Origin of the sequence: Algoriphagus sp. (assembly GCF_024305035.1) — a bacterium.
In the GTDB taxonomy this organism is placed as follows: domain Bacteria; phylum Bacteroidota; class Bacteroidia; order Cytophagales; family Cyclobacteriaceae; genus Algoriphagus.
Genome location: NZ_JAMWZB010000002.1, coordinates 1 through 23,533, shown reverse-complemented (window position 1 = coordinate 23,533; position 23,533 = coordinate 1). Strand labels below are relative to the sequence as shown.

Below are 23,533 nucleotides of genomic sequence, written 5' to 3'. Positions count from 1 at the left end.
GGATGTTTCTCCTGGCCCATGGGCTCTATGCACAAAGCGAATCCAACTATCCCGAATTGACTGCAAAAGGGGAAAATATAGAAGAAGTAATTCCAATGGGTTGGCAACTATTATCCGAAGCCAGAGGAGATCTGAATGGAGATGGACTTGCAGATGTAGTCTTTGCAATTCAAAGCCCTATACAAGAGACAATTGAGTACAATGATGGCTTTGAGAGCGATACCCTAAACACCAATCCCAGAGTTTTAGGAATATACTTTGGAAAAAGGAATGAAAAACTTAAAAAAGTACTGCAATCCAATACCTTCATCATCAATCGGAGCACCCCTGCAATGGATGACCCTTTTAAAGGACTGCAGATTCTTCCAAATGGGATACTCCAATTAAACTTTTACATCTGGGAATGCAGGGAATGTACATCATGGTCCTCTCATGAATATCGATTTATATACCAAAATCAAGCATTCGAATTGGTCAGCTATGTGGAAAGTACTACTCAAAGAATATCCGGGGATGAAACATCCTATCAGGTCGATTTCCAAAAGGGTACTTTGACCACCATCAGCATTGAAAGCGACGCGGAAACCAACGAACAAACATCTGACAAGCAAATCATAAAATTCGAACTGCTTCAATTACAAACCATCAAATCATTAAAAAAACCCTTTCAATGGCTATTTCAGAATCTACACATTTGACCATTATACTAATTAAGATATGAATACAAGCATTATAGTTTTATTAGTCCTAGCAGCCTTGACGGCAATAATTATTGTGATCATCAACAACAAAATCATTGTCAAAAAGAATCAGGTTGCCCAAGCTTATGGGAGTATTGAGATCTATCTGAAAAAGAGATTTGATCTACTTCCCAACTTGGCCGCCATGGTCAAAAAACACATGGAACATGAGAAAGAGATTCTGCTAAAAGTTACCGAACTCAGATCCCAGGTAGAACAGGCAATTGACGAAAAAGAGAAAATTGAAGCGTCAAACCAAATGACAAAGGTTTTAGGCGGACTGAATATCGCGATTGAAAATTATCCGGAGCTTAAAGCGGACAAGCAATTCCTTCATCTTCAATATGAGGTCAGTGAAATGGAGGATCAAATCTCTGCAGCCCGAAGAGCCTATAATGCCTCGGTCACTCGATACAACAATCAAATTCAGCTATTTCCCTCCAACCTGATCGCAGACATCAGAAAGGATGAAAAAGAGCTGCTTTTGGAAATCCCAAAATCAGATCAAAAAGAAGTAAATCTCAATCAACTATTAAATTCATAAACTATGCAAATGTTCGACAATATGCCTTGGTACGGTTATATTATCCTCGCTTTGGCCATCGCCTCCTATGCTTACAAGTATTTTAATATCGGAAAAAAGGAATACGACAAACCTGATTTAGAAAAGGCAAAATTCAAAAAATCTTCAGAGGAGAATCTTGGTTTGGACCGGCTTTTCTCATTAGCCCTTTTTACCCCTATTTCTGAATGGTGGGGAGCAAGTACCAATACGTTGACTTTCAGGGACGCAAAAACCATTCAGCCTTACTTGGAGGGCTGGGGTATTGATTCCCCAAGCGGATACTGGGATTTGACGGAGTATTTCATGAAAGATGGCAGACGCTGGTATTTTGACTTTATCTTTCAAATGATCCAAGCTGAGCCAAAGGAAAATTGGAATAAATTGATGGATCAAAAATTCGGTACCAATGAGCGGGCACAGAAATATCTTGATTTATTGAGCTCTGGTGAAGTTCTAAATGATTTAAAGCAAAAAGGCATTTTTTCTTTCGATTCTGACATGGAGCTAAGTCTGGCAGGATATGATGCAGGGATGTTGGTGGGACAGGCCCGAATAGCCTTTACAGGTAATATCATCTCTGAGGAAGAGGCCTGGAAAGTCATTGATTTTGCCACCAAATTGGCATTAGACAAGTTTAGCTCTTGGGAGGATTTCGGAAAGAGCTTTGCCTTAGGTTTTGCCTTGGACATGAAAGGGAAATATGACAACTATTATCAGGAGGTCTGTCATATCTATAAGCAAGTATTGAATGATAAAAACAGTCCCTGGAACACCATAAACTGGCCTAATTAAATGGATCAGCACCAACTCCAGGAAACATTTACCGATGTCCAAGCATCGTTGGAAGACATTCAGTTGAAGCGAAAGAGGACGCATTTTTATCAGAAAATCATTTGGGGAATCACAGGTATATATCTGCTTGGTATGCTATTTATGATGTCTCCACTTTTTCTACCAGGCACAGAATTTCCTTTAGGAAATATCCTTGCAAAAGCTCAGCCATCGGCCAGTAATCCGTATGCACAGATCTTGCCCTTAGCTGGATTGATGGTATTGATCTATTTCTCGACTTCTTTTTTCATCCAGGCATTTCAGAAATTCAAAACCCAAGAAATGAAAACCATAGCTGGCATGGTTCAGAACCTATTCCCGAGTTTGGAATTTACACAAGGAGCCAGCCCTCCTAAAAAGGAAATCCTGAGCAGTAAACTTTTTGCTTGGCTCAAAAGCGAGAATCCTGTGTATAATTTCGGTCAACTGCGAAGCAGATCAAGGGAGGTGGAATTCAACCTTGCGGACATAGGAATCATTGAGAATGACCTGTCCAACAAAGCAACTGATATAGTAATGCAGATTCCGCTCCTGAATCTGGCAGTAATAATGTATCGTTATGTATTCAAAAATCTGGTTTCAAACAAGCTTCAAGAAAATCTCCCCTATTCATTTCGTGGGATGTTCTGTTGGCTTAAATTCCAAAAAAAGCTCGATGGACATACGGTGGTATTATCTAGAAATCAGGGAATCAAATTAGATCGCTGGTCTAGTTTCAAATTCAGAGAGGAGCAGGAAATCTATCTGGAAGACCCCAGGTTTACGGAAAACTTTATTGTTTATGGTACAGATCAGGTTGAGGCAAGGTATGTTTTATCCACTTCATTGATGGAGGGAATTTTGGAGTTAAAAGAAAAATATGACAACTCCATCTATCTGTCATTTCAAAATAAGGAACTTTACCTGGCAGTGAAGAATGAAAATGGACTGTTTTCATTTCCTTCAGGAAATCTCAAAAACATTCAGGTATTGAATGAACTGACAAGACAGATTGAAATAGGATTAGAAGTCAAAAACAGTCTAAGACTTCACTAGTTTTTTTTAAACCTTAGGGTCATTTATCCAAACTTAACGATTCTCAGTTATCCAGAAGCAGGGATTTTAACCACTGAAACTCCAAGGAAAAGCTGAGCTTTAAATTTAGCACTTCCCTATTCTAAGAAATACGTGTATTTCTATCTGCCAATAATTGTTACACAATTGTCGAGTAGTTTTTAACAAAGCTATATTCTAAAGTTTGATCCGCTTGATGCCAAACCGTTTGGAATTGAATCAGTTTTAAACTGTTCGATATTCCGGACAATTCAAAAATTCTCTGCTAAAAATATCAAAAGACAGGTTTACCTATAATTAGGACTACTACAATACTGATAAATCTAATCCCAAGTTGTTGAAATGCTTCATCTCAATACGAGCTTTTTAAAGCCTCACCTTAGGCATTGACATTTCGTAAATAATACATACAGATCCCAGTCAATCGGAGGAACTATCTATCAACCTATTGGCAAAGGGGATAGAACTCTCTAGTAACCCCCACCCTGTTCCCTTACTTTTCCCTCCTACCTACGGAGAGGCAAGTGAGAAAAAAGGGAGGATCAAGGAAGAAAAAAATGTAGCCATAATATTTAGGTCAACTATTCTAGTCTACTATTCGACCGGGTGAAATTTAGTGGTCTAAAATTGAATCAATCCCTTGCTACCTTACTTTACCCTCATTTTGAGTAACTGCATAGGGATACAAGAAACTACTGCATCATAAGTTTATTCATAACTGGCAATTAAATGCATAAATAATAGTATATTTGTTACTCTATTTGCAAGTTATGGGAAAAAGCAAACCAATAGTATTACCAAAATTACAGCTACTCATGGATCAGGTGGGTGAGCAAATTAGGCTTGCCCGACTTCGTAGAAGGTTGAGCGCAGATCAATTGGCGGAAAGGACTGGAATAAGCCGAAGAACTATTTATAGCATAGAAAAAGGTTCATCAAGTGTAAGCATTGGATACTATTTAAATGTGCTCAAAGTCTTAGGACTAGAAAAGGATATCCTGAAATTGGCTAGTGACGATGAGCTGGGAAGAAAACTACAGGATGCAGGAATGGTAACAAAAGATAGGGCACCCAAAAAGAAATTGTAGTGGCAACAAGAGAAATACATGTATATGCCGATTGGCACCAACTCGGTACCCCTAAGCTAATGGGAACTCTTATGGCGGATCAATCAAGAGGCAAATAAGTTTTTTCGTTTACATATGATAAATCATGGTTGGCGTCTGGGGTCTCCTTAATCCTTGATCCTAACTTACAATTTTATGATGGGCCGCAATATTTGTCTAGTAGTGAGAAGCCTAATTTTGAAATGTTCCTAGACTCATCACCTGACAGATGGGGAAGAATACTGATGCGGAGAAGAGAGGCGGCGGAAGCCCGACTAACTGAGAGAAAAGAAAACAAGTTATTTAAAACAGACTTTCTTTTAAGAGTTTATGATGGTCACCGAATGGGGGGCTTCGGTTCAAAACAGATCATGAGGGACCGTTCCTAAGTGATAATGACAGATTGGCAAGCCCACCATGGACATCTATTCGAGAGCTTGAGCAAATAAGTTTAAGACTGGAAGAAGATGATGTAATAGATGATCCTGAATACCTGGACTGGCTAAATATGCTAGTCGCACCAGGGTCCTCGTTGGGAGGAGCGAGACCTAAAGCCAGTGTCCTCGATCCGAATGGAAATTTATGGATTGCAAAATTTCCCAGTAAAAATGACAATGAAGATATAGGAGCCTGGGAAATGGTAACCTACATAATGGCGGTAAATGCCGGTATTGAAATGGCCGAGTCACAGGCACGCAAATTTTCTAATGATCGACATACTTTTTTAACTAGGAGATTTGATAGAACAAATATTGGCGAGCGGATTCATTTTTCTTCTGCTATGACACAGCTAGGTTATAATGACGGAGAGCATGCCGCTGAAGGTGTAAGCTACCTGGATCTTGTAGATTTCATAAGTACACATGGATCCCGTGTGAAGGATGACCTGAAGGAGCTTTGGAGAAGAATCGTTTTCAGTATTTGTGTGTCAAATACTGATGATCACTTAAGAAACCACGGCTTCTTACTCACTACTGAGGGCTGGGTACTTTCTCCAGCTTATGATATCAATCCGGTAGAAACAGGCCGTGGACTGAAACTCAATATTTCCGATAATGACAACTCTCTCGACCTAGAGTTGGCCATGAACGTTCACGAATTCTTTCGATTGAACAAAAGCGAAGCTGAGGAAATAATAAACACAGTTAAAACTTCTGTAAGAAACTGGCGGCACTTAGCCACTAGTCTTGGAATTTCAAGAGTTCAGCAAGAGTTGAAGGCCTTGGCCTTTAGTCAGGCTGAAAATTGAATTTTATTAGAATTTAACTAACCCCTTTCATTTTTATAAATTAAGTCTTTGAATTCAAGTTCATTCAGAAAACAGTTGTACAGGCACAATTCTAAAACAAAATAATCTTTGGAAGAGTAGATAAAAGACAATAAACTAAATTACCTGTTACTTAAATTATTTAGTACAAGAAAACGTACAATAATCACCTCTGATAATCTGCACGTTACAATTAAGATTAAAATCTCGCCAGCTTCAGCCGGTGAGACATCAAATAAAACAGGAACCCCAATCTTAATTAGGCGACGAAATTCAACTAAATAAGAAGGTTGGAAAGCTATTTAACTAAAATCTGTTGGTTTACAGAACTTCTAAAGCGGGGCTGATTTTAATTATTTTGGAAATTATTTCTGAAAAACACAAGCAAATGTATTAACTTGTTGTATTTTAATAAGTTACATCACTAAAAAATAATTTTGCCTTATTCGGTGACATAAAGAAAAACAGCAAGCACGAACAATTGTATATCCGTAAATTACAAGCTCAGGTTCGAATCCTGCCACCCCGACTAGACGGGACGAATTAGAAAATTCTATTTTGTCCCGTTTTTATTTTTATGCCACCTGATCCATTCGAATAATTAGGGGCAGGGCTTAGATTTTGAATAAGTTACCTTACTTCATTTATTTAAGATCTACCTATTCAAAACCTTTTTGGGTAGATGTAAAAACGAGTCAAACCTCTAAGAAAATTCGAAGTGATCATTTACTTTAGGCAAAGTCAGGGTGATCGGTCAAAAATCAACAGACAACCAACGGTAGGCTTTGACCGAAACTTGGATGAACTCAGCTAAGCGTAAAAATGAAACGGAAATTTTAAACCATCAGACCTCGTGAAAACCCTAAGACCTAGAGATCTGTCGGTTACATGTATTTTTTGCCATTTTTCCTTACTTTAGAGAGAAGATGGCCGTATAAGCGAAAAGCCTGTTTGATCCCCTCCTTTTTTGTAAAAAAGATGGCCTCAGAGAGTCAATGCGGTAATCCGCTCAGCACTAGCCAGGATCCAAGGGCAATTTTTGTTTGGTCATCAAACTAACCTCTATCCTACCCGGATGATGAATTTGAAGGTAAACAAGAGAATAAATGGAGTACCCGGAAAAAAATTTAAGTTTCGAAACCGCCCGTAAGATTTGCCTTGTTAAAACATTGGCCAAATTAGGACACCTCCCCACCAAGACTTCAGAAAAACAAGCTTGGTTTCTAAGTCCCTTTCGCTCAGAAACACAAGCCTCGTTTAATGTCTCTTTATCCAAGAATTTATGGTATGACTTCGGATTAGGAAAAGGAGGCACAACCATAGACCTGATCATGGAGCTAAAATCCTGCTCTGAAAAAGAAGCACTGGATTTTTTAAAGGATGATATGGAGTTCTTCACTTTTAGAACGCCTAAAACTAATCCTTCTAAAAAAAATTTATCCACAGAGTCGAAACTCCAAATTACTGAAATTGGACCGCTGCAACACCCAGCCTTACTTAGGTATATCTATTCAAGAAGAATTCCAGTAAGGGTATCCAGAAAGTACTGTAGCCAAGTAAGCTATCGCTATCAGGGCAAACAATATTATGCTGTCGGACTTCGCAATACTGATGGCGGTTGGGAACTTCGCAATAAATACCTTAAAAACTCAAGTAGCCCCAAGACCTATTCATTCATTCAGAATGATTCAAGCCAGCTTATTATCACCGAAGGAATGTTTGATTTTTTGTCCTTAGCAACCTTGGAGGAATCAGTAGTGAATACTTCGGATGCCATCATTTTAAATTCCTTGGCCTTTGTAGATCGAATTAAACCCTTACTTCCGAACTATGGGCGGGTACTACTTTTCCTGGATAATGATTCGGCGGGCAATAAAGCAACGGATTCGCTTCTACACTTAGATGATGTTTTGATCAAGGATTGCAGTGATTTCTACAGCGGGTATGAAGATCTCAATGAGAAACTGATCAATGAAAGGTCCTAATCCCACCATACCGATTCTTTGAGGGGAAAAATTTCGAGTAAGGAACAAGCTAGTTCAGCGTCAGGGAGCTGAGCCAAACTGAAGGGCTAAGAAGATTCAACCCCTGATGGAAGGACTGTATTGGGGGAATGAAAAGTCAAATAGATCGGTAAGGATAAAAGGGTGAGATTGCAAATTTCATCCCACCCAAAAGAAAAATGAGGCTTCATGGACAGCGAAATACCTGATTGGTCAATACGATCGTTTGTCGGTTTGAACCTGCAAAATCGAAAAAATAATGGCAATGAAACTCCAATTCGCCTCTGACCTTCACCTGGAGTTTCCCTCCAACAAAGCATACTTAAGTCTGCAGCCTTTGGATCCCGTGGGCAATGTGCTGGTCTTGGCGGGAGATATTGTTCCATTTGCTGTCTTGGATCAACACCTCGATTTTATCAACTATGTCAGTGATCATTTTGAAACCACCTATTGGATACCGGGGAATCATGAATATTACCATTTTGATATTACCGAAAAAAGTGGGGTGCTGAATGAAGCAATGAGAAGCAATGTGTTTTTAGTAAACAACATTTCTGTGGTTTATGAAAAAACGAAACTGATTTTTTCCACCCTTTGGAGCAAAATCAGTCCCAGCTATAAATGGCAGATCGAACGCAGACTAAATGATTTTCATTTAATTAGAAACCAAGGCCATCGCTTTTCAGCTGAGCTTTACAATCGGTTGCATGCAGAGAGTTTGACATTTATTCAAAGGGAACTCAATGCAAAACCTGAGGAACAAACGGTAGTTTTCACCCATCACTGCCCTACTTTTCTCAACTATCCTGAGCACTATAAAGGGGATATTCTCAATGAGGCCTTTGCCGTAGAGCTACATAATTTGATCGAATCCTCCAAAATTGCCTATTGGGTCTATGGTCATCATCATACCAATACCCCTGAGTTTACCATTGGAAATACAAAGCTGATAACTAATCAACTTGGGTATGTACAACAAAATGAGCATCTGCTTTTTGAACGAAACAAACTTATTCAACTATGATATCCATCATCACAAAGCTTTGGTGGCACCCTTAATCTCATCGATTTAGGATGCATCATTTGGTTAGTTTCCGAAAGAGGAATGAAGCCAACACTTCGATACAGAAAACATGGGGAATAACCCAGGAAAAACACGATATCAAACGATTTTTACAAAAGGCTTCCCCTGTCCTTCAGCAAAACTCAATAGTCCTTCTGCACTGACTTTTTCAGTAGAAAATCATTCGGGCAGAACTGAGAAACTTCGCTAAGCGAAGCTGTCAGCAACCTGAAAATAGGCCCAAGAAACAAACAAACTACATCACCAACTACATACCCAAAAAGGGAGACGAGCATTCATCGTATTGAAAAAAGATCAAGCCTAACTTTCATTCATTTTTCTGGGTTCTCTTGTTAAAAATTCTTAAAAAACTCCAGCCACTCGACTGACTTTTAGGTAAATCATCACTCAACAAATACCCGAACGCTTCCAGTCCAGGGGTACGTTCTAGGGTAATTTTTAGCACTCCGACTAAAGGAATGAAAAGCACCATTCCTGAAACCCCCCAAAGCCATCCGCCCAGCAATATGGCCAAAATCACAGCTAAGGCATTCACTTTAACCTGAGATCCGACAATTAAGGGGGTAATGATATTATTTTCCAAAAGCTGTATTCCCCACAAAACACCAAAAGTCAACAAAGGATAAATCATCGTATCAGTCGTTAGGAAAACGTAAAGAATGCCGAAGAAGGAGGAAATAAAAACGCCTACATAGGGAATCAAATTCATCACAGCTATGAATGCTGCAAAGAGTAAAAAGTATTTCACATCTATCACGTAAAAGAACAATCCTGCCAATACCGCTACAATCCCTGTCACACGAATCATCCCACTGAGGTAAAGCTGAATAACCTTCCCTGAATCCACCGCCCAGGCTAGTACTTTGTCTTTATTTCTGGAGGAAAACCGAATCAAAAACTCAACGAAAAAATCTCTATAATACATCAACAAAAAAATATACAGGGGAATGATTCCTGCCAAAGTTAAGGATTTACCTGTCGCAAAGAGTGTCGTATTCAAATTCTCCGGTTTAAAATAATTCAGCACTTCCCCGGAAGTGGCCTCGTTTAAAATCTCCCTACCGAGTAAAAGCGAGATTTCTTCCAAATACACCTTGAACTTAGTTTCCAAGCTGTAACTGATCTCTGGAATATCCTGAATTAAACCGACCATTTGACCCAGAAGTACATAAAAGACTCCAAAAACAATCATGCTAACCAATAGAATACTCAAAATAATGGATAAGCTGCGAGGGAACCTCCTCTTCTCAAACCAATTGGAAATTGGAGTCAAGGCAAAGGCAAAAAATATTCCCCAGACCATGGGGACCAGCAAAAAATCGCCTTCACGCAGGACTATGGCCCCTAAAACAATAGAAATCAGGAAATAGGCGGTTTTTTGCATCGCAATGATCACTAAGATTTAATTCAGGAATATACAAATTTGCCGGAAGTCCTATATTCCCGATTGTAAAATCGCTGCGTAAAAATTTACAATTTATCCTTATTTTTCCTCGTTCTAAATCCGATCCCAGACCTATGAAAAAATCCCTATTTCTTATTTTCCTTTTCCCGATGATGGCTTGGTCACAAGTCAGGGTGGATTCGATTCAAGTTTACAGTGACTTAATGGAAAAGAATCTCAAGGTTGCCGTCACCCTTCCTCCCAGCTATGAATCTACAACCGGTCGCTACCCGGTGCTCTATCTCTTACACGGTGGCTCGGGAGCATTTAATGACTGGCATCAAAAAGTTACCGAACCAGGCTTGGTTAATCGAATGGCCGCTGCCTACAATCTCATCATTGTTACCCCGGGGGTAGGTCCTGCCAGTTATTATTACGACAGCCCGATGATGGACAGTGTTCAGTATGAAAGCTATTTCACGCAGGAATTGATCCCTCAAATAGACCGTCTTTACCGAACATTGGCCCAGAAAGAGTCTCGAGCAATCACGGGGCTATCGATGGGAGGACACGGTGCATTGATGATTTCTGCCAAACACCCGGAGTTATTCATTGCAGCCGGCAGCATGAGTGGGGTGATGAATATCGATACTCGCATGTGGAAAGTCCCGGAAGATTTTAGAAATCTCCGGCAAAAAGGCCAAAAAGAAATGCTGGGAGAAGGGCTGAACTACGAAGCTCCGGACTTTAACCCCTATACCGTTGTTGGTTTAATCGATGAATTAAAGCGTAATCAAACCGCCCTAATTATCGATTGTGGAGTTGATGACTTTCTCATCGACACCAACCGCCAGCTTCATGAGTTGCTCTTGGAAAATGAAACACCCCATGACTATATTGAGCGGCCGGGGGCACATACCTGGCAATATTGGACCGAAGCTTTGCCTGTCCATTTATTATTTATCAGTAAGTACTTGAAACGGGACTGATTAGCCTTTGATCAATCTAGCTTAAGGCATAAATCTTTCACTTTTTGAGCGATTTTTTGCTTTTTGCAACCTGTTCATCCCTACTTTATGTCAAAATTCGATTCCATCAGACCATTTTATGACGCCGAGGCAAACCAGGCAATTCGTCAAATTATTGACGACCCTATGCTCGAGGCCATGATGAATTTTTCTTTCCCAAACGACCACAATAAGCTTTGGAAAGAACGGCTGATGCATACCCATTCACTTCGGGATTTTCAGATCAATTTCATTTATCCGGGATTAATGCGGGTATTGGAGAAAAGTTCGGACGGATTAAGCACAGGAGGTTTTGAACAGCTGGAGCCCAATACCGCCTACCTTTTTGTTTCCAATCATCGGGACATCATATTGGACACCTCCTTACTCAATGCTTGCCTATATGAGAATGGTTTGGTCATGACCACCTCGGCTATCGGAGATAACCTAATCAAAAAACCTTTTCTCCATACCTTATCCCGACTCAATCGGAATTTCGCCATTCGTCGGGGCTTAAGCGGGAGGGCACTCCTGGAGAGCTCTCAATTGGTATCGGCCTACATTCGAAAATCCCTACTTCAGGAAAACCGCTCGGTTTGGACCGCACAGCGCGAGGGACGAACCAAAGACGGAAATGACATTACCCATCGAGGGGTGCTCAAGATGCTTACTTTGGCAGAAGAGGGAAACAATCCCTTCGGCTTTTTTGAGAAAATCAAACTCGTACCCATCTCCATTTCCTACGAATACGACCCCACCGACATTTTAAAATTACCGGAACTGTTGGCCAAATCAAGGCAAGAAAAATATGTAAAAGGAGAAAATGAAGATTTTCTGAATCTGCTTCGGGGAATTATGGGTACCAAAAAGCGGATTCATATCCAAGTCAATGGGATTCTCGATCAAGAAATTCGACAAATCGCACAGGGTGAAAGCAACCAAAGCGAGAAACTTTCCCAACTGGCAGAAATCATCGATCAAAGCATTTGGAAAGGATATAAACTTTGGCCAAGCAATTTTATTGCCTATGATTTATTGGAGGGTAATGAAGCGCATCACTCCCACTATACCGAATCTGAAAAACAGGATTTCCAAAAACGAATTCAGGAAAAACTCAATAGCAAAAGTCCGGAGGAACTACAAAATTTCCTATCCATGTATGCTTTTCCAGTGATCAATAAGCAGAAAGTAAAGTTGAGCTAGGCTATCCCTTAATCGGGATGGTGATTTTAAATATGCTCCCTTCCCCGGGTTTAGACTCGATTTCAAGCTTTCCTTTGAGGCTTTGGATCAGATGGATAACTAGGTTTAATCCAAATCCAAATCCCGTCTCATTTCCAGTTCCCTGCGTACTTTCGGCCCTTCCTTCCAAAATCTCAGTAATTTTTGCTTCACTCATGCCAGTACCCGTATCGGCCACCTCGAAGCGTAGGATTCTATCCAAATCCAAAACTTCCATTTCCATCGACACGGTGACTTTTCCTTCAGGCGGAGTGAATTTCAAGGCGTTTGAAATCAAGTTTCCTAAAATCTGCATCAATTTATTTTTGGGAAAAGGGATATCCGCATTCTCCTCTTTGTAGTTTACTTCCAGCTTGATTGATTTTGAAATTGCCTGCGGAGCATACATATCGCGGAGCTTATCCTCTAAGAGTTCCAGAGTCAGCTCTTGAGCAGAAGGTAATTTCTTTTTCTCTTTTCCGTAGTCTTGAGAAAGGATTTCATCAGCCAGTTCAAGAACGGATTTTCCACTCTTTTGAATTAATTTAATAAAATCGAGCACCTCCTCAAGTTTGTTGCTATCCCCCTGCATCTGTATGATTTCGGCCAAACCAATAATCCCCCCGATTGGACCTCGGATATCGTGAGCAACTTTATTTTTCACTTGGTTGCTCTCCGAAATTTTAGATTGGAGCTGATTGATGGCAAAGTGAATACGAATTCGATTGACTACCTCACCGGCAATTAATTCCAGCATTTCTTTTTTCTCAGGTGTGATTTCCTGATATTCTTTATCCAACACACAAAGTGCTCCTAAATTAATCTGATCACCCATTTTGAGTGGAACGCCAAAATAATAGGTCAAATTTGGATCTGATTTAACATAAAACTTATCCTTAAACCGCTCATCTGCCGCCAAATTTTTTATTTCAAAGCCCTGAACATCATCGGCAACTGCAAGGGTATATTGACAAACCGAATCCTCCCTAGGCATCTGTTCTAAATCTATCCCAAAGGAAGACACACTCCACTGCGTATAAGAATCAATCAAATTAATTAACGAAATCTCGGTCCCAGCAACTTTTGCGGCTAGCTTGGTCAAATCTTGAAAGGACTCTCTAAACCCCCTGTAATCAAGATCCAGCTCAGATAGTTTCAGCAATCTTTCGAGTTCATTTTTAGGTAGTGGATTTTCTGGATGCATAGGTTTTTTAAAGAAAACGAGTAGGTATTATCTCAATGATTTTTTCTTACTTAATGTTTTAAATATTTTATCTTCAAGTAAATACTTTCTTTGTTCGCATAAAAATTTAAACCCATAAAAACTTTCCATTCCAATGATAAGAGTCACCCATCTTTTACTTCTGCTTTTAACCCCTATTTTTTCAGGTAGTAGTCAAGAAAAATTACCCGTAGGCAAAATCACCACTTCATGGGGAGAAATCTATTTATCCTTTGATGAGCGCACACCTACGCATCGGAATAGCTTTATTGAACTTGCCGAGGCGGGCTATTGGGATAGTTTAACCTTTAATCGAGTTATTCCTGATTTTGTCGCTCAGGGAGGATGTCCAGATACTCCAGCCGGATTTTCAGATCCAGAATATTTGTTAGAGCCGGAATTTCATCCCGACCTAAAACATGTGTATGGAGCAGTAGGTGCCGGCCGTGATGACAATCCCGGAAAGCGTTCGGCACGCTGTCAGTTTTACATTGTCCACAACAAAAATGGGCTGCATCGGCTCGATGGGGATTACACGGTATTTGGACAAGTCATTCAAGGGATGGATATTGTGGATAAAATTGTCCACTTAGATCGAGATGAAAAAGATGAACCGCTTGAAGCTGTGAATTTGAAAATCGAAATCTTATATTTAGACCAATTGGCGATTGAAAAATTAAAAATAAGGAAACCTCTTTTATGAAAAAACCACTACGGATTCTGATCGTAGGCTGTGGAAACATGGGCGCCTCCCATGCTACAGCCTATCATCATATGCCTGAATTTGAAATCTGCGGTTTGGTAGCTCGCGGCCAAAGCAAGGTAATGCTCAATAAGAGGCTGAAGGCATCCTATCCCCTCTTTGATGACTTTGAAACTGCGTTAAAATCTACCCAGCCAGAGGCAGTTTGCATTTCTACTTATCCAGATACCCATGAGGATTTTGCAATCCAAGCCTTAGAGGCCAATTGCCATGTTTTTATAGAAAAACCCCTGGCAGATACAGTGATTGGCTGTGAGCGAATTATCGCTAAAGCAAAAGAAAAAAACAGAAAAGTGGTAGTGGGTTACATTCTCAGACATCACCCTTCCTGGATTCGGTTTATCGAAGAAGCCCAAAAACTGGGCAAGCCCCTGGTCATGCGGATGAACCTCAATCAACAAAGTCATGGCTACATGTGGGATGTACACCGAAACCTAATGAAAAGTCTGAGTCCTATTGTGGACTGCGGGGTGCATTACATTGACGTGATGTGTCAAATGACCCGATCTAAACCTTTAACGGTTTCGGCAATCGGAGCGAGACTCACAGAAGACATTGCACAGGACAACTACAATTACGGACAGCTTCAAATTCGATTTGAGGACGGTTCTGTTGGATGGTATGAGGCAGGCTGGGGACCGATGATTTCGGAAACGGCCTTTTTTGTCAAAGATGTTTTCGGGCCTAAAGGAGCCGTCTCCATCGTCGCAAAAGACGCGGGTGCAGAAGGAAAGTCAGATCATGTAGATAGCCACACCAAAACTGAATCCATCCGAATTCACCATGCCGAGATTGATGAGCAAAACAAGTTCACAAAATCTGACCAGTGGATAGACATGAAGGATGAACCCGGCCATCAAGAGCTTTGTGACCGCGAGCAAACCTATTTTCTAAAAGCAATTACCGAAGATATTGACCTCAGTGAACATTTACAGGATGCCCTCACTAGTCTGAAAATTGCCTTTGCCTGTGATGAATCCGTGAAAACCGGAAAAATCATTTCCATGGACTGACCTCTATACCAGCCTCACCCCACATCCCGACCTGTTAGCACATGGCAAAAAAAAATGAGTCCATAACCCAAGAGAATAAGTCAATTCAAGAATTAAAAACGCTGATTCAAGCTATTGAGAAAATAGCGAAAGTTGGCCACTGGGAAGTAGACCTGCGTTCGGGCAAAAATCATTGGTCTGATGAGTTCTTTAATATTTTAGGGCTTGATCCTCAAAAAAACACAGCTTCTACCGAGCTGGGCCTCTCCTGCATTCACCCCGAAGACAGAGATCAGGCTTCTAAGGCTTATGAGGATTCCTTGAAAACTGGGCAAGCCTATAAAATTCAAAAACGGATCATTCGCCCTTCAGGTGAAATTCGTCACGTGATTTCAGAAGGACTCGTTGAAAAAGACCAAGAGGGCAATTTTATTAAACTCTTCGGGGTTTTTAAAGACATCACCTCCGAGATCAATCTTGAACTTGAAGCGATCCGGAAAAGCAAGAGCCTGACCAGTATTTTTTCCACTTCAAAAGACCTGCTAGTGGAATTGGATTGGGAAGGTAAAATCCTGAATATTTCCAATTCCTGCACCAAAATCATAGGGTATGACCGAGAAAAGCTGGTGGGTACCCTGATGAAAGACCTGGTCTTCCCTGCTGATTTGGCCAAGACCTTAGAAACCTCCAAAAAAGCCAAAGAAGGCGTAGAAATCGGGGAATTTGAAAACCGATACGTCCACAAAAATGGTAGACTTGTTCATCTTAACTGGTCAATTACCGTGGATCAGGAAAACCAACTCCTTTTTCTTGTCGCGCGGGATATCACTGAAAAAATTCAGGAGGAAGATCAAACCCAAGAGATTTTAGACCGACTTCATCGGGCTCAGTCCATCGGAAATATCGGCTATTGGGAACTCGACCTGGCAAGCTTAGAAATTTTCTGGTCTGATGAAATTTATAATATCTGGGAAGTTTCAACCGACATTCAACCCAACTTAGATTTATTCGAGCAAACTATCCATCCCGAGGACAAAGAGGAATACCTTAACCATCAAGGTGAAGCCATAGCCGGAAAGGTCATCTTGGATAAAAGCCATCGGATTATCTTAAAAAACCAAAAAGTAAAACATGTTCACGAGCGAGGAGAGCTTTACCAAGACCCCGTCACGGGTAAAAAGAAACTCCGAGGCACCGTACAGGATATAACCAAACAGCGAGAAATCGAAATCCAATTGATTCAGCGAAACGATTTCATCGAATCTACGTTGGAAAATATCCCTTTGGGGATCGCTGTAAACAAAATCAGTACCGGCCAGGCCACCTACATCAATCCAGCCTTCAGTGCAATTTATGGTTGGCCCAAATCAATTTTTGAAGACGTCACCACTTTTTTTAAAGCCATTTACCCAGACCCAGCTTATCGCTCCCAAATGGTAACGATGATCACCGATGACATCAACTCAGGAGATCGGGAACGAATGGAATGGAAGGAAATTAGCATTACCACGGAAAAAGGTGAAAAACGAATCATTTCGGCCAAAAATATCCCACTGTGGGATCAGGATCTGATGATTTCCACCGTGATCGACGAAACGGATCGCTATTGGGCTGAGCAAGCGCTAAAAATAAGTAACGAGCGGTTTCATCTGGCTACCCAGGCGATTACGGATGCTATTTTTGACTGGAATATCCTCGGAAAAAAAATCTTTTGGGGGAAGGGCTATCATTATCTATTTGGCTATCCAGTAGACATGGAGTATGTCAATGAGGGCTTTTGGGAATCCTGCGTGCACCCCGATGATCTGGAGCAAACCTTGAAAACCATTCTGGAGGCCCGAAAAAATCCAAAAGTAAGCAAATGGGAAGGGGAATACCGATTCAAAAAAGCGGACGGTTCTTATGCTTTCGTCAAAGAAAACACCACCATCCAACGTGATGAGTCCGGCCAACCTATCCGAATAGTCGGTGCCCTGCAGGACATCACCAAAGAAAAAACCCGAGAGGAAGAACTGCTTCGAAAAACACAATTTATTCAAACGGCAGCAGAGGCTACCCAGTCCTTTTTGGAAGCCAAAAATTGGGAAACGATCATGGACAAAACGCTCCAGCTGATGGGAGAAACCATCAAAGCAGATCGGGCATATTTTTTTAGAATCTTCCTTGATGAATCCGGCGAATTGGTTGCACGGCAGGACAATGAATGGACTAATGGCAAGGTCAGTTCAGAACTAGACAATTTGAACTACAAAGCCATTCCCATCAAAGATCATCCGGTTTTGGTCAAAGATATGCTTCAACGCAAACCATTTATGATTTTGACCAAAAATGCCGAAGGCCCCACTCGCAAAATCCTCGAAGAACAAGGAATTAAATCCATCATTCATGTCCCGATTTATGCCAATAATAAGTACATCGGCCATGTAGGTTTTGATGACTGCTTTGAAGAACGTATTTGGACTGAGGATGAACAAGGATACATCCAGTCTATTGTCACCAACTTGACTTTTGCTATCGAGCGAAAAGAAAACTTGGATCGTTTGGCCGAAGCTTTGGAGGCTAACATCAATATCCTGGAAAGTATTGGAGATGCATTTTATTCGGTAGACCGGGATTTTAAAATCACGTATTGGAATAATCAAGCCGAAAACCTCACCAAGCTAAATCGTGACCAGGTATTGGGCGAAAACCTATGGGAGGTCCTGAAAAACGACCTCAACCCTATTTTTAAAAAAAACCTCAACGCAGCGCTTGAATCGCAGACTCCCATCAGTTTCGATTCTTTTGAGCCTTGGCTCAATGCTTGGCTGGAAGTCTCGGTCTATCCACGAAAAAAAGGACTCTCGGTATTTATTCAAGATATTTCCGAACGGAAAAAAGCCGAAAAAGAAATTGCCGAATTCAATGAGCGATTTACGATCATCTCCAATGCCTCGCACGATGCCATCTGGGATTGGAACATCCTCAAAAAGGAACATTATTGGGGTGTTGGCTTCAATCGACTCTTAGGTGAAGAGGCTGCTGGGCTACAAAAAGATCACAACAGGTGGCTCCGGGCCATTCATCCCGAAGACAGAGACCGGGTTCAAACCTATCTATATGAACTCTTAGATGATCCCAAACAGAGTTTCTTTGAATCCGAATACCGAATTCTCAATAAGGATCAGACTATTTTCGTCATTGATAAAGGCACCGTACTGCGCGATGAATCAGGTGCAGCCATCCGAATGGTTGGCGCGATCCAAGACATCTCCCATCGCAAACGCTACGAAGATTCGCTTAAAGCTTTGAACGAAAAGCTCCTCAACACCAATCACGACTTGGAGATTTCCAATCGAGAGCTGGAGCAGTTCGCCTATGTAGCCTCTCACGATCTTCAAGAACCGCTCAGAATGATTTCTAGCTTTTTAGGATTGATTGAACGGAAATACGACCAGGTGCTGGACGATAAAGGAAAGCAGTACATCCGATTTGCCGTAGATGGGGCAAAGCGGATGAGGGATATCATCCTAGATTTGTTGAATTTCTCCAGACTCAGAGATTCTTCCGAAGCAAAAACCTGGGTATCCATGACTAAGATCCTTGAGGAGGTTACCTTGCTCAACAAAAAATCAATTCGTGACACCCAAGCCAAAATCAGCAGTCAAGCCCTTCCCGTCATTCATGGCCATGAGAGTCCGCTGATTCAGCTTCTACATAATTTGGTATCCAATGCCATCAAATACCGAAACAAAAATATCCGTCCCGAAATTACCATAGGTGTAGAGGAAGATCAGGATTTCTGGTGTTTTCGAGTTCAAGATAACGGCATAGGAATTGAAGAAATCTATTTGGAAAAAATCTTCATCATCTTTCAACGATTGCACCTCAAAGAACACTATCCCGGTTCGGGAATAGGACTAGCAATTTGTAAAAAGATCGTTGAAATGCACGGCGGGAAAATCTGGGTGAAGTCAAAACTAGGAGAAGGGAGTACGTTTTATTTTACCATCAAAAAACGAGAGGAGATCAATGAGTGAGGTTGCAAAAAATCGAATTGTTTCCAGTTTTTATTCCAACCCGAAAGCAGTAGGAATCCTTGTTTTTCTGGTGTTTATTTTGGTTTCGGGCAATATTATTTTCAAAGAGCATCAACTTCGAGTATCCTCTACCCGGCAGCAAATCAAGTCCAAACTCACCGAACTGAGTAGTGAAATCAAAACCGCACTTTCCGATGCCAATGGAGCGATCAAAACCTTGGCCTATTTTTCTCAGAATTATCAAATTGAGAGCAATTTTGAAGAAGCCGGAAGGGAAATTCTCGAGAGTCACCCCTATGTGGATGTGGTTCAGCTGTTGGACAGTGGGAAAATCATTGCCGTCTATCCGCTGAACGGTAACGAAGCTGTTTTGGGATATGACATTTTAGTTGATGAAAAAACGCGCGGTGAAGCCCTAGAGGCCATTAATCGAAATGACATTTATTTCGCAGGCCCCCTTAACCTGAAGCAAGGAGGGAAAGGGTTAGTTGGTCGTCTTCCGCTTTATCAATCTGAAAAATTTACCGGATTTGCCGCTGCCATTATTTTCCTGGATGATCTTTTGAATCAGCCTGTGTTTGAAGAATTAAAAATCCCCAATACCCGAATTCAGCTCCAAAAACTAAATTCGGAGACTGATTCTATTGGAGAAATATTTTTTACCACTCACCCTGGAATTACTGAAGAAAAGGGAATCCTTGAAAAAGAATTTATTCCCTCAGCCAATTGGGAAATCAGCATCGCTCAGCTAGAACCCTTCCCAGTTTTAGAGTGGTCTCCGCTACTGTTTATCCGGGTTCTCTCCGCGGTTTTATTTGGTTTTTTAGCCTATAGTTTTGCCGCACAACCTGCCAAACTCAATCAAAAAATCAAGGAACAATCCAAGGATCTGATCCAATCCAACGAACGGTTTCAATATGCCACATTAGCCACCTCTGACGTAATTTGGGATTGGGATTTGGTCAAAAATAAAATTTACCGTGCCGACAACTTTGAGAAAGTCTTTGGTTTTACCAAGGAGGATCAACAAGCTCGGGCTGATTTCTGGTTAGAGTTGATCCATCCTGAGGAAAGAGAAAAAGTACACTCCAACTTAAAAAAGACTTTTGAGAGTGATTCTATTTATTGGAAATACGAGTTTCGAGTTCGAGATAAATCCGGAAACTATCATTTCATTATTGACAACGGCTATATCATCCGGGATGAATCGGGAAAACCCATTCGAATGATCGGTGCCATCCAGGAGATTACCAATCGAAAAATGGCTGAGCTGGAATTGGCAAAAGAAAAAAGCCAACTCAGTCGGGTTATTGAGGGAACCGGGGCTGGAACTTGGGAATGGAATGTACAAACGGGTGAAACCGTTTTTAATGAAGAATGGGCAAATATGATCGGCTACACCTTAGACGAGTTGGAGCCTATTACTATACAGACTTGGATTCAGCATACACATCCGGATGATTTGAAAAAATCTGGTGCTGCGCTGGAAGCTCATTTTCAAGGAAAAGCACCTTTTTACCAATGTGAAGCCCGAATGAAGCATCGGGACGGACACTGGGTTTGGATCTTGGATCGAGGACGGGTTTTCAGCTGGACCGATGAGGGCAAACCCCTGCTGATGTTTGGAACTCACATTGATATTTCAGAAAAAAAAATCAAAGAGGAAGAGCTGGAGCTACTCAATGAAAAACTGCGGGCTACCAATTCCGAACTGAAAGTCTTCGCCTCGGTAGCTTCTCACGATATGCGAGAACCGCTGAGAATGATCAGCTCCTTTCTTTCTCTAATACAAAAAAACTATTCCGATAAACTCGATGCAAAAGGAAACCAATACATCGATTTTGCAGTCGATGGTGCCAAACGCCTGAGCGTTTTAATCGGGGATTTACTCGATTATTCCAGAATGGGTTTTGACTCTGCAAACAAGACCTTACTTAATACACAGTTAATCGTCACTAATGTAATTAAACTCAATCAACGGCTCATTGAAGAAAAGAACGCCGAAATAATTATCGAAACCTTGCCGCAGATTGTTGCCATTCAGGTTCCCATTCAACAGCTATTTCAAAACCTAATCGGGAATGCCCTGAAGTTTACTAAGGCAGATACCAAACCAATAATTCAGATAAAAGGTGAGGAGTTTGAAAATTTTTGGCGATTTTCGGTCAAGGATAATGGAATAGGAATCGAAAAAGAGTACTATGACACCGTTTTTGAAGTCTTAAAACGCCTTCACTCCAAAGAAAAATATTCCGGAAGTGGTATGGGACTCGCCATCTGTAAAAAAATAGTCAAACAGCACGGAGGAGAAATCTGGTTAGAATCCACAGTCGGTATCCAAACGGAAATCTTCTTTACTATACCCAAAACATGAAACCACAGCTTGTAAAAATATTGCTTATCGAGGATAATGAAGGTGATATCGTTTTGACCTTGGACGCCCTGGATGAGGCCAAATTAAAAAACGAAGTCATCGTGCAGCGGGATGGTGACGCGGCCATCAATTACCTGATAAAAACTGCCCACCAGAACCCAGATCTTCTCCCCGATTTAATTTTATTGGACATCAACCTTCCTAAAAAGAACGGGCATGAAGTTTTGGAAATTGTCAAAAACAACGAGGCGATCAAGCACATTCCGATTATCATTTTGACTACATCCTCCTCAGAAATGGATATCTTTAAGGCCTATAGTGAGCATGCCAACTGCTACATAATCAAACCCATAGATGTGCATGATTTTATTTTGATCGTCTCCAAAATTGAGGAATTTTGGTTTAGTATAGTGAAATTACCTAATAACTAACCCTATGCGGAAAGACTCCAAAACCTATAATTTTCTAATCATTGAAGATAATCTTGGCGACTATGTTTTGATTGAGGAGTATCTCTCAGAATATATCCTTGACCCTCATACCACCCATGTGGTAACCTTTGAAAAAGCCCAAGAAAACCTGAAAAACAACGGGGAATTTGATTTGATATTTTTGGATCTTTCGCTTCCTGATCACTCAGGAGAGGACTTAATAAAAGACATCATCAGCCTTGCTAAAGGAATTCCTGTGATCGCCTTAACGGGATTTTCAGACTTGGAATTTAGCATCAGGTCACTTTCCTTAGGTATTTCGGATTACTTGCTCAAAGACGAACTCACCCCCCCATTTCTCTACAAAAGTGTCATCTACGCGATTGAACGAAACCGTTACATCGAAGATCTCCAGGATTCCCAAAAACGCTACAGTGAACTCTTTCACCTCAACCCCTCCCCCATGTGGGTATATGAGGAAAACACTCTTGCATTTTTAGACGTAAATGAGGCAGCGATTACTAAATATGGCTACACGGAGAAGGAGTTTAAACAAATGACCATGGAAGATCTGTTGGAAAAAGGACAGCTTCAAAAATTAGAGGAAATAACAAATGGGGAAAAAAGGGAAAAAGTAGTTTATTCTAATCTCTTTCGACATCTCACCAAATCGGGAACAATCTTGGATGTCGAAATCGAATCCGCCCCCATCCTTTTCCATGACCGAAAAGCAAAAATGGTCGTTGCCAACGACATAACAGATAAAATACGTCACATCCAAACGATTGAACAACAGAATAAAACCTTCAAAGAAATCGCTTGGATCCAATCCCATGTGGTAAGAGCTCCTTTGGCACGAATGATGGGGTTGATTAATCTGTTGGAATCAACAGAAATGGAAGTCAGCGCAGAAAACAAACAAATCTTGGATTTTATCCAAAAATCTGCTGAAGAATTGGATGAAATCATTCGTGACATCAGCAAAAAATCAGAAAACATAGTCTATGCAGACGAAAAATAAACTCGAACTTTTATTAGTAGACGATGATGAAGTATTGCTAATGATTCTTCACCGGATGTTCCTAAAAGCAGACCCTAGCCTTGACATCAAAGAATTTAAATCCGGAGAGCAGGCACTTCAATATTTGGGCGAAAACCCAAAAAGCGAAAACCGTTTTTTGCTAGTCGATATAAATTTAAAGGATATGACCGGGTGGGATTTTTTATCGGTGATCGAAAAAACTAAAGACCCTTCCAAAATTATATTGATCACTTCCTCAGTTGACTCAACCAATCATGGATTAGCCACTCGGTATCCCAATGTGATCAAGTTTTTTGAAAAGCCGATTACTTTTTCCATCATTCAGGTAATGCTTAAATCCATCCAGGAAAAAATCGAAAAAGCGTAGATTCCGCCAGGGAAATCGCTTTTAGATTTTAAGGATTTTAGCTCGATACGTATCATCCAATG

19 protein-coding genes are annotated in these 23,533 nt (G+C 40.9%); 17 read left to right on the top strand and 2 right to left on the bottom strand.

What is annotated here, in order from left to right:
• Positions 1–2 precede the first annotated feature (2 nt).
• The 8 genes from Q0L00_RS01160 (at position 3) to Q0L00_RS01125 (ending at position 8,589) form a co-directional block, all read left to right on the top strand.
• The gene (locus tag Q0L00_RS01160; RefSeq protein WP_297335025.1) at positions 3–698 is read left to right on the top strand and encodes a hypothetical protein; all 696 of its coding nucleotides are present in this window, start codon (positions 3–5) and stop codon (positions 696–698) included.
• 19 nt (positions 699–717) lie between these two features.
• Entirely contained in the window at positions 718–1,284 is a 567-nt protein-coding gene (locus Q0L00_RS01155; RefSeq protein WP_297335024.1) for a LemA family protein, read from the top strand.
• A gap of 3 nt (positions 1,285–1,287) precedes the next feature.
• Positions 1,288–2,097: a DUF1266 domain-containing protein gene (locus tag Q0L00_RS01150; RefSeq protein ID WP_297335023.1), complete on the top strand. Its 810-nt coding sequence runs from the start codon at positions 1,288–1,290 to the stop codon at positions 2,095–2,097.
• A complete protein-coding gene (locus Q0L00_RS01145; RefSeq protein ID WP_297335022.1) occupies positions 2,098–3,171 on the top strand; it encodes a DUF3137 domain-containing protein in 1,074 nt (357 codons plus the stop codon).
• An 833-nt stretch (positions 3,172–4,004) separates the two neighbouring features.
• Positions 4,005–4,277, top strand: a complete 273-nt coding sequence (locus tag Q0L00_RS01140; RefSeq protein WP_297335021.1) for a helix-turn-helix transcriptional regulator — start codon at positions 4,005–4,007, stop codon at positions 4,275–4,277.
• Positions 4,278–4,698: 421 nt separating this feature from the next.
• Positions 4,699–5,544, top strand: coding sequence for a HipA domain-containing protein (locus Q0L00_RS01135; RefSeq protein ID WP_297335020.1), 846 nt, complete (start codon positions 4,699–4,701; stop codon positions 5,542–5,544).
• A gap of 1,124 nt (positions 5,545–6,668) precedes the next feature.
• Complete coding sequence (locus tag Q0L00_RS01130; RefSeq protein WP_297335019.1) at positions 6,669–7,547, top strand: toprim domain-containing protein; 879 nt, start codon at positions 6,669–6,671, stop codon at positions 7,545–7,547.
• 283 nt (positions 7,548–7,830) lie between these two features.
• The gene (locus tag Q0L00_RS01125) at positions 7,831–8,589 is read left to right on the top strand and encodes a metallophosphoesterase (RefSeq protein WP_297335018.1); all 759 of its coding nucleotides are present in this window, start codon (positions 7,831–7,833) and stop codon (positions 8,587–8,589) included.
• Between the two features lie 367 nt (positions 8,590–8,956).
• Here the strand turns inward: Q0L00_RS01125 and Q0L00_RS01120 are convergent, their stop codons facing one another.
• On the bottom strand, positions 8,957–10,033 hold the full coding sequence (locus Q0L00_RS01120; RefSeq protein WP_297335017.1) for an AI-2E family transporter: 1,077 nt from the start codon (positions 10,031–10,033) through the stop codon (positions 8,957–8,959).
• 134 nt (positions 10,034–10,167) lie between these two features.
• Between Q0L00_RS01120 and Q0L00_RS01115 the strand changes: the two genes are divergently transcribed.
• Entirely contained in the window at positions 10,168–11,022 is an 855-nt protein-coding gene (locus tag Q0L00_RS01115) for an alpha/beta hydrolase family protein (RefSeq protein ID WP_297335016.1), read from the top strand.
• 87 nt (positions 11,023–11,109) lie between these two features.
• Positions 11,110–12,243, top strand: coding sequence for a 1-acyl-sn-glycerol-3-phosphate acyltransferase (locus tag Q0L00_RS01110; RefSeq protein WP_297335015.1), 1,134 nt, complete (start codon positions 11,110–11,112; stop codon positions 12,241–12,243).
• A 1-nt stretch (position 12,244) separates the two neighbouring features.
• Here the strand turns inward: Q0L00_RS01110 and Q0L00_RS01105 are convergent, their stop codons facing one another.
• On the bottom strand, positions 12,245–13,465 hold the full coding sequence (locus Q0L00_RS01105) for a GAF domain-containing sensor histidine kinase (protein WP_297335014.1): 1,221 nt from the start codon (positions 13,463–13,465) through the stop codon (positions 12,245–12,247).
• A gap of 133 nt (positions 13,466–13,598) precedes the next feature.
• Between Q0L00_RS01105 and Q0L00_RS01100 the strand changes: the two genes are divergently transcribed.
• The 7 genes from Q0L00_RS01100 to Q0L00_RS01070 are packed head-to-tail and all read left to right on the top strand — an operon-like array spanning position 13,599 to position 23,471.
• Positions 13,599–14,186, top strand: a complete 588-nt coding sequence (locus tag Q0L00_RS01100; protein ID WP_297335013.1) for a peptidylprolyl isomerase — start codon at positions 13,599–13,601, stop codon at positions 14,184–14,186.
• A complete protein-coding gene (locus Q0L00_RS01095; RefSeq protein ID WP_297335012.1) occupies positions 14,183–15,259 on the top strand; it encodes a Gfo/Idh/MocA family oxidoreductase in 1,077 nt (358 codons plus the stop codon). Before Q0L00_RS01100 ends, Q0L00_RS01095 begins: the two co-directional genes overlap by 4 nt.
• Before the next feature lie 41 nt (positions 15,260–15,300).
• Positions 15,301–19,257: a PAS domain-containing protein gene (locus tag Q0L00_RS01090; protein ID WP_297335011.1), complete on the top strand. Its 3,957-nt coding sequence runs from the start codon at positions 15,301–15,303 to the stop codon at positions 19,255–19,257.
• Positions 19,250–21,631 (top strand): PAS domain-containing protein, encoded by a 2,382-nt coding sequence (locus tag Q0L00_RS01085; RefSeq protein WP_297335010.1) that lies wholly within the window; start codon positions 19,250–19,252, stop codon positions 21,629–21,631. The genes Q0L00_RS01090 and Q0L00_RS01085 overlap by 8 nt, the downstream gene beginning before the upstream one ends.
• On the top strand, positions 21,628–22,062 hold the full coding sequence (locus Q0L00_RS01080; protein WP_297335009.1) for a response regulator: 435 nt from the start codon (positions 21,628–21,630) through the stop codon (positions 22,060–22,062). Before Q0L00_RS01085 ends, Q0L00_RS01080 begins: the two co-directional genes overlap by 4 nt.
• Before the next feature lie 4 nt (positions 22,063–22,066).
• On the top strand, positions 22,067–23,083 hold the full coding sequence (locus Q0L00_RS01075) for a PAS domain S-box protein (protein WP_297335008.1): 1,017 nt from the start codon (positions 22,067–22,069) through the stop codon (positions 23,081–23,083).
• Entirely contained in the window at positions 23,067–23,471 is a 405-nt protein-coding gene (locus Q0L00_RS01070; protein WP_297335007.1) for a response regulator, read from the top strand. The genes Q0L00_RS01075 and Q0L00_RS01070 overlap by 17 nt, the downstream gene beginning before the upstream one ends.
• The last annotated feature ends 62 nt before the right edge of the window (positions 23,472–23,533 follow it).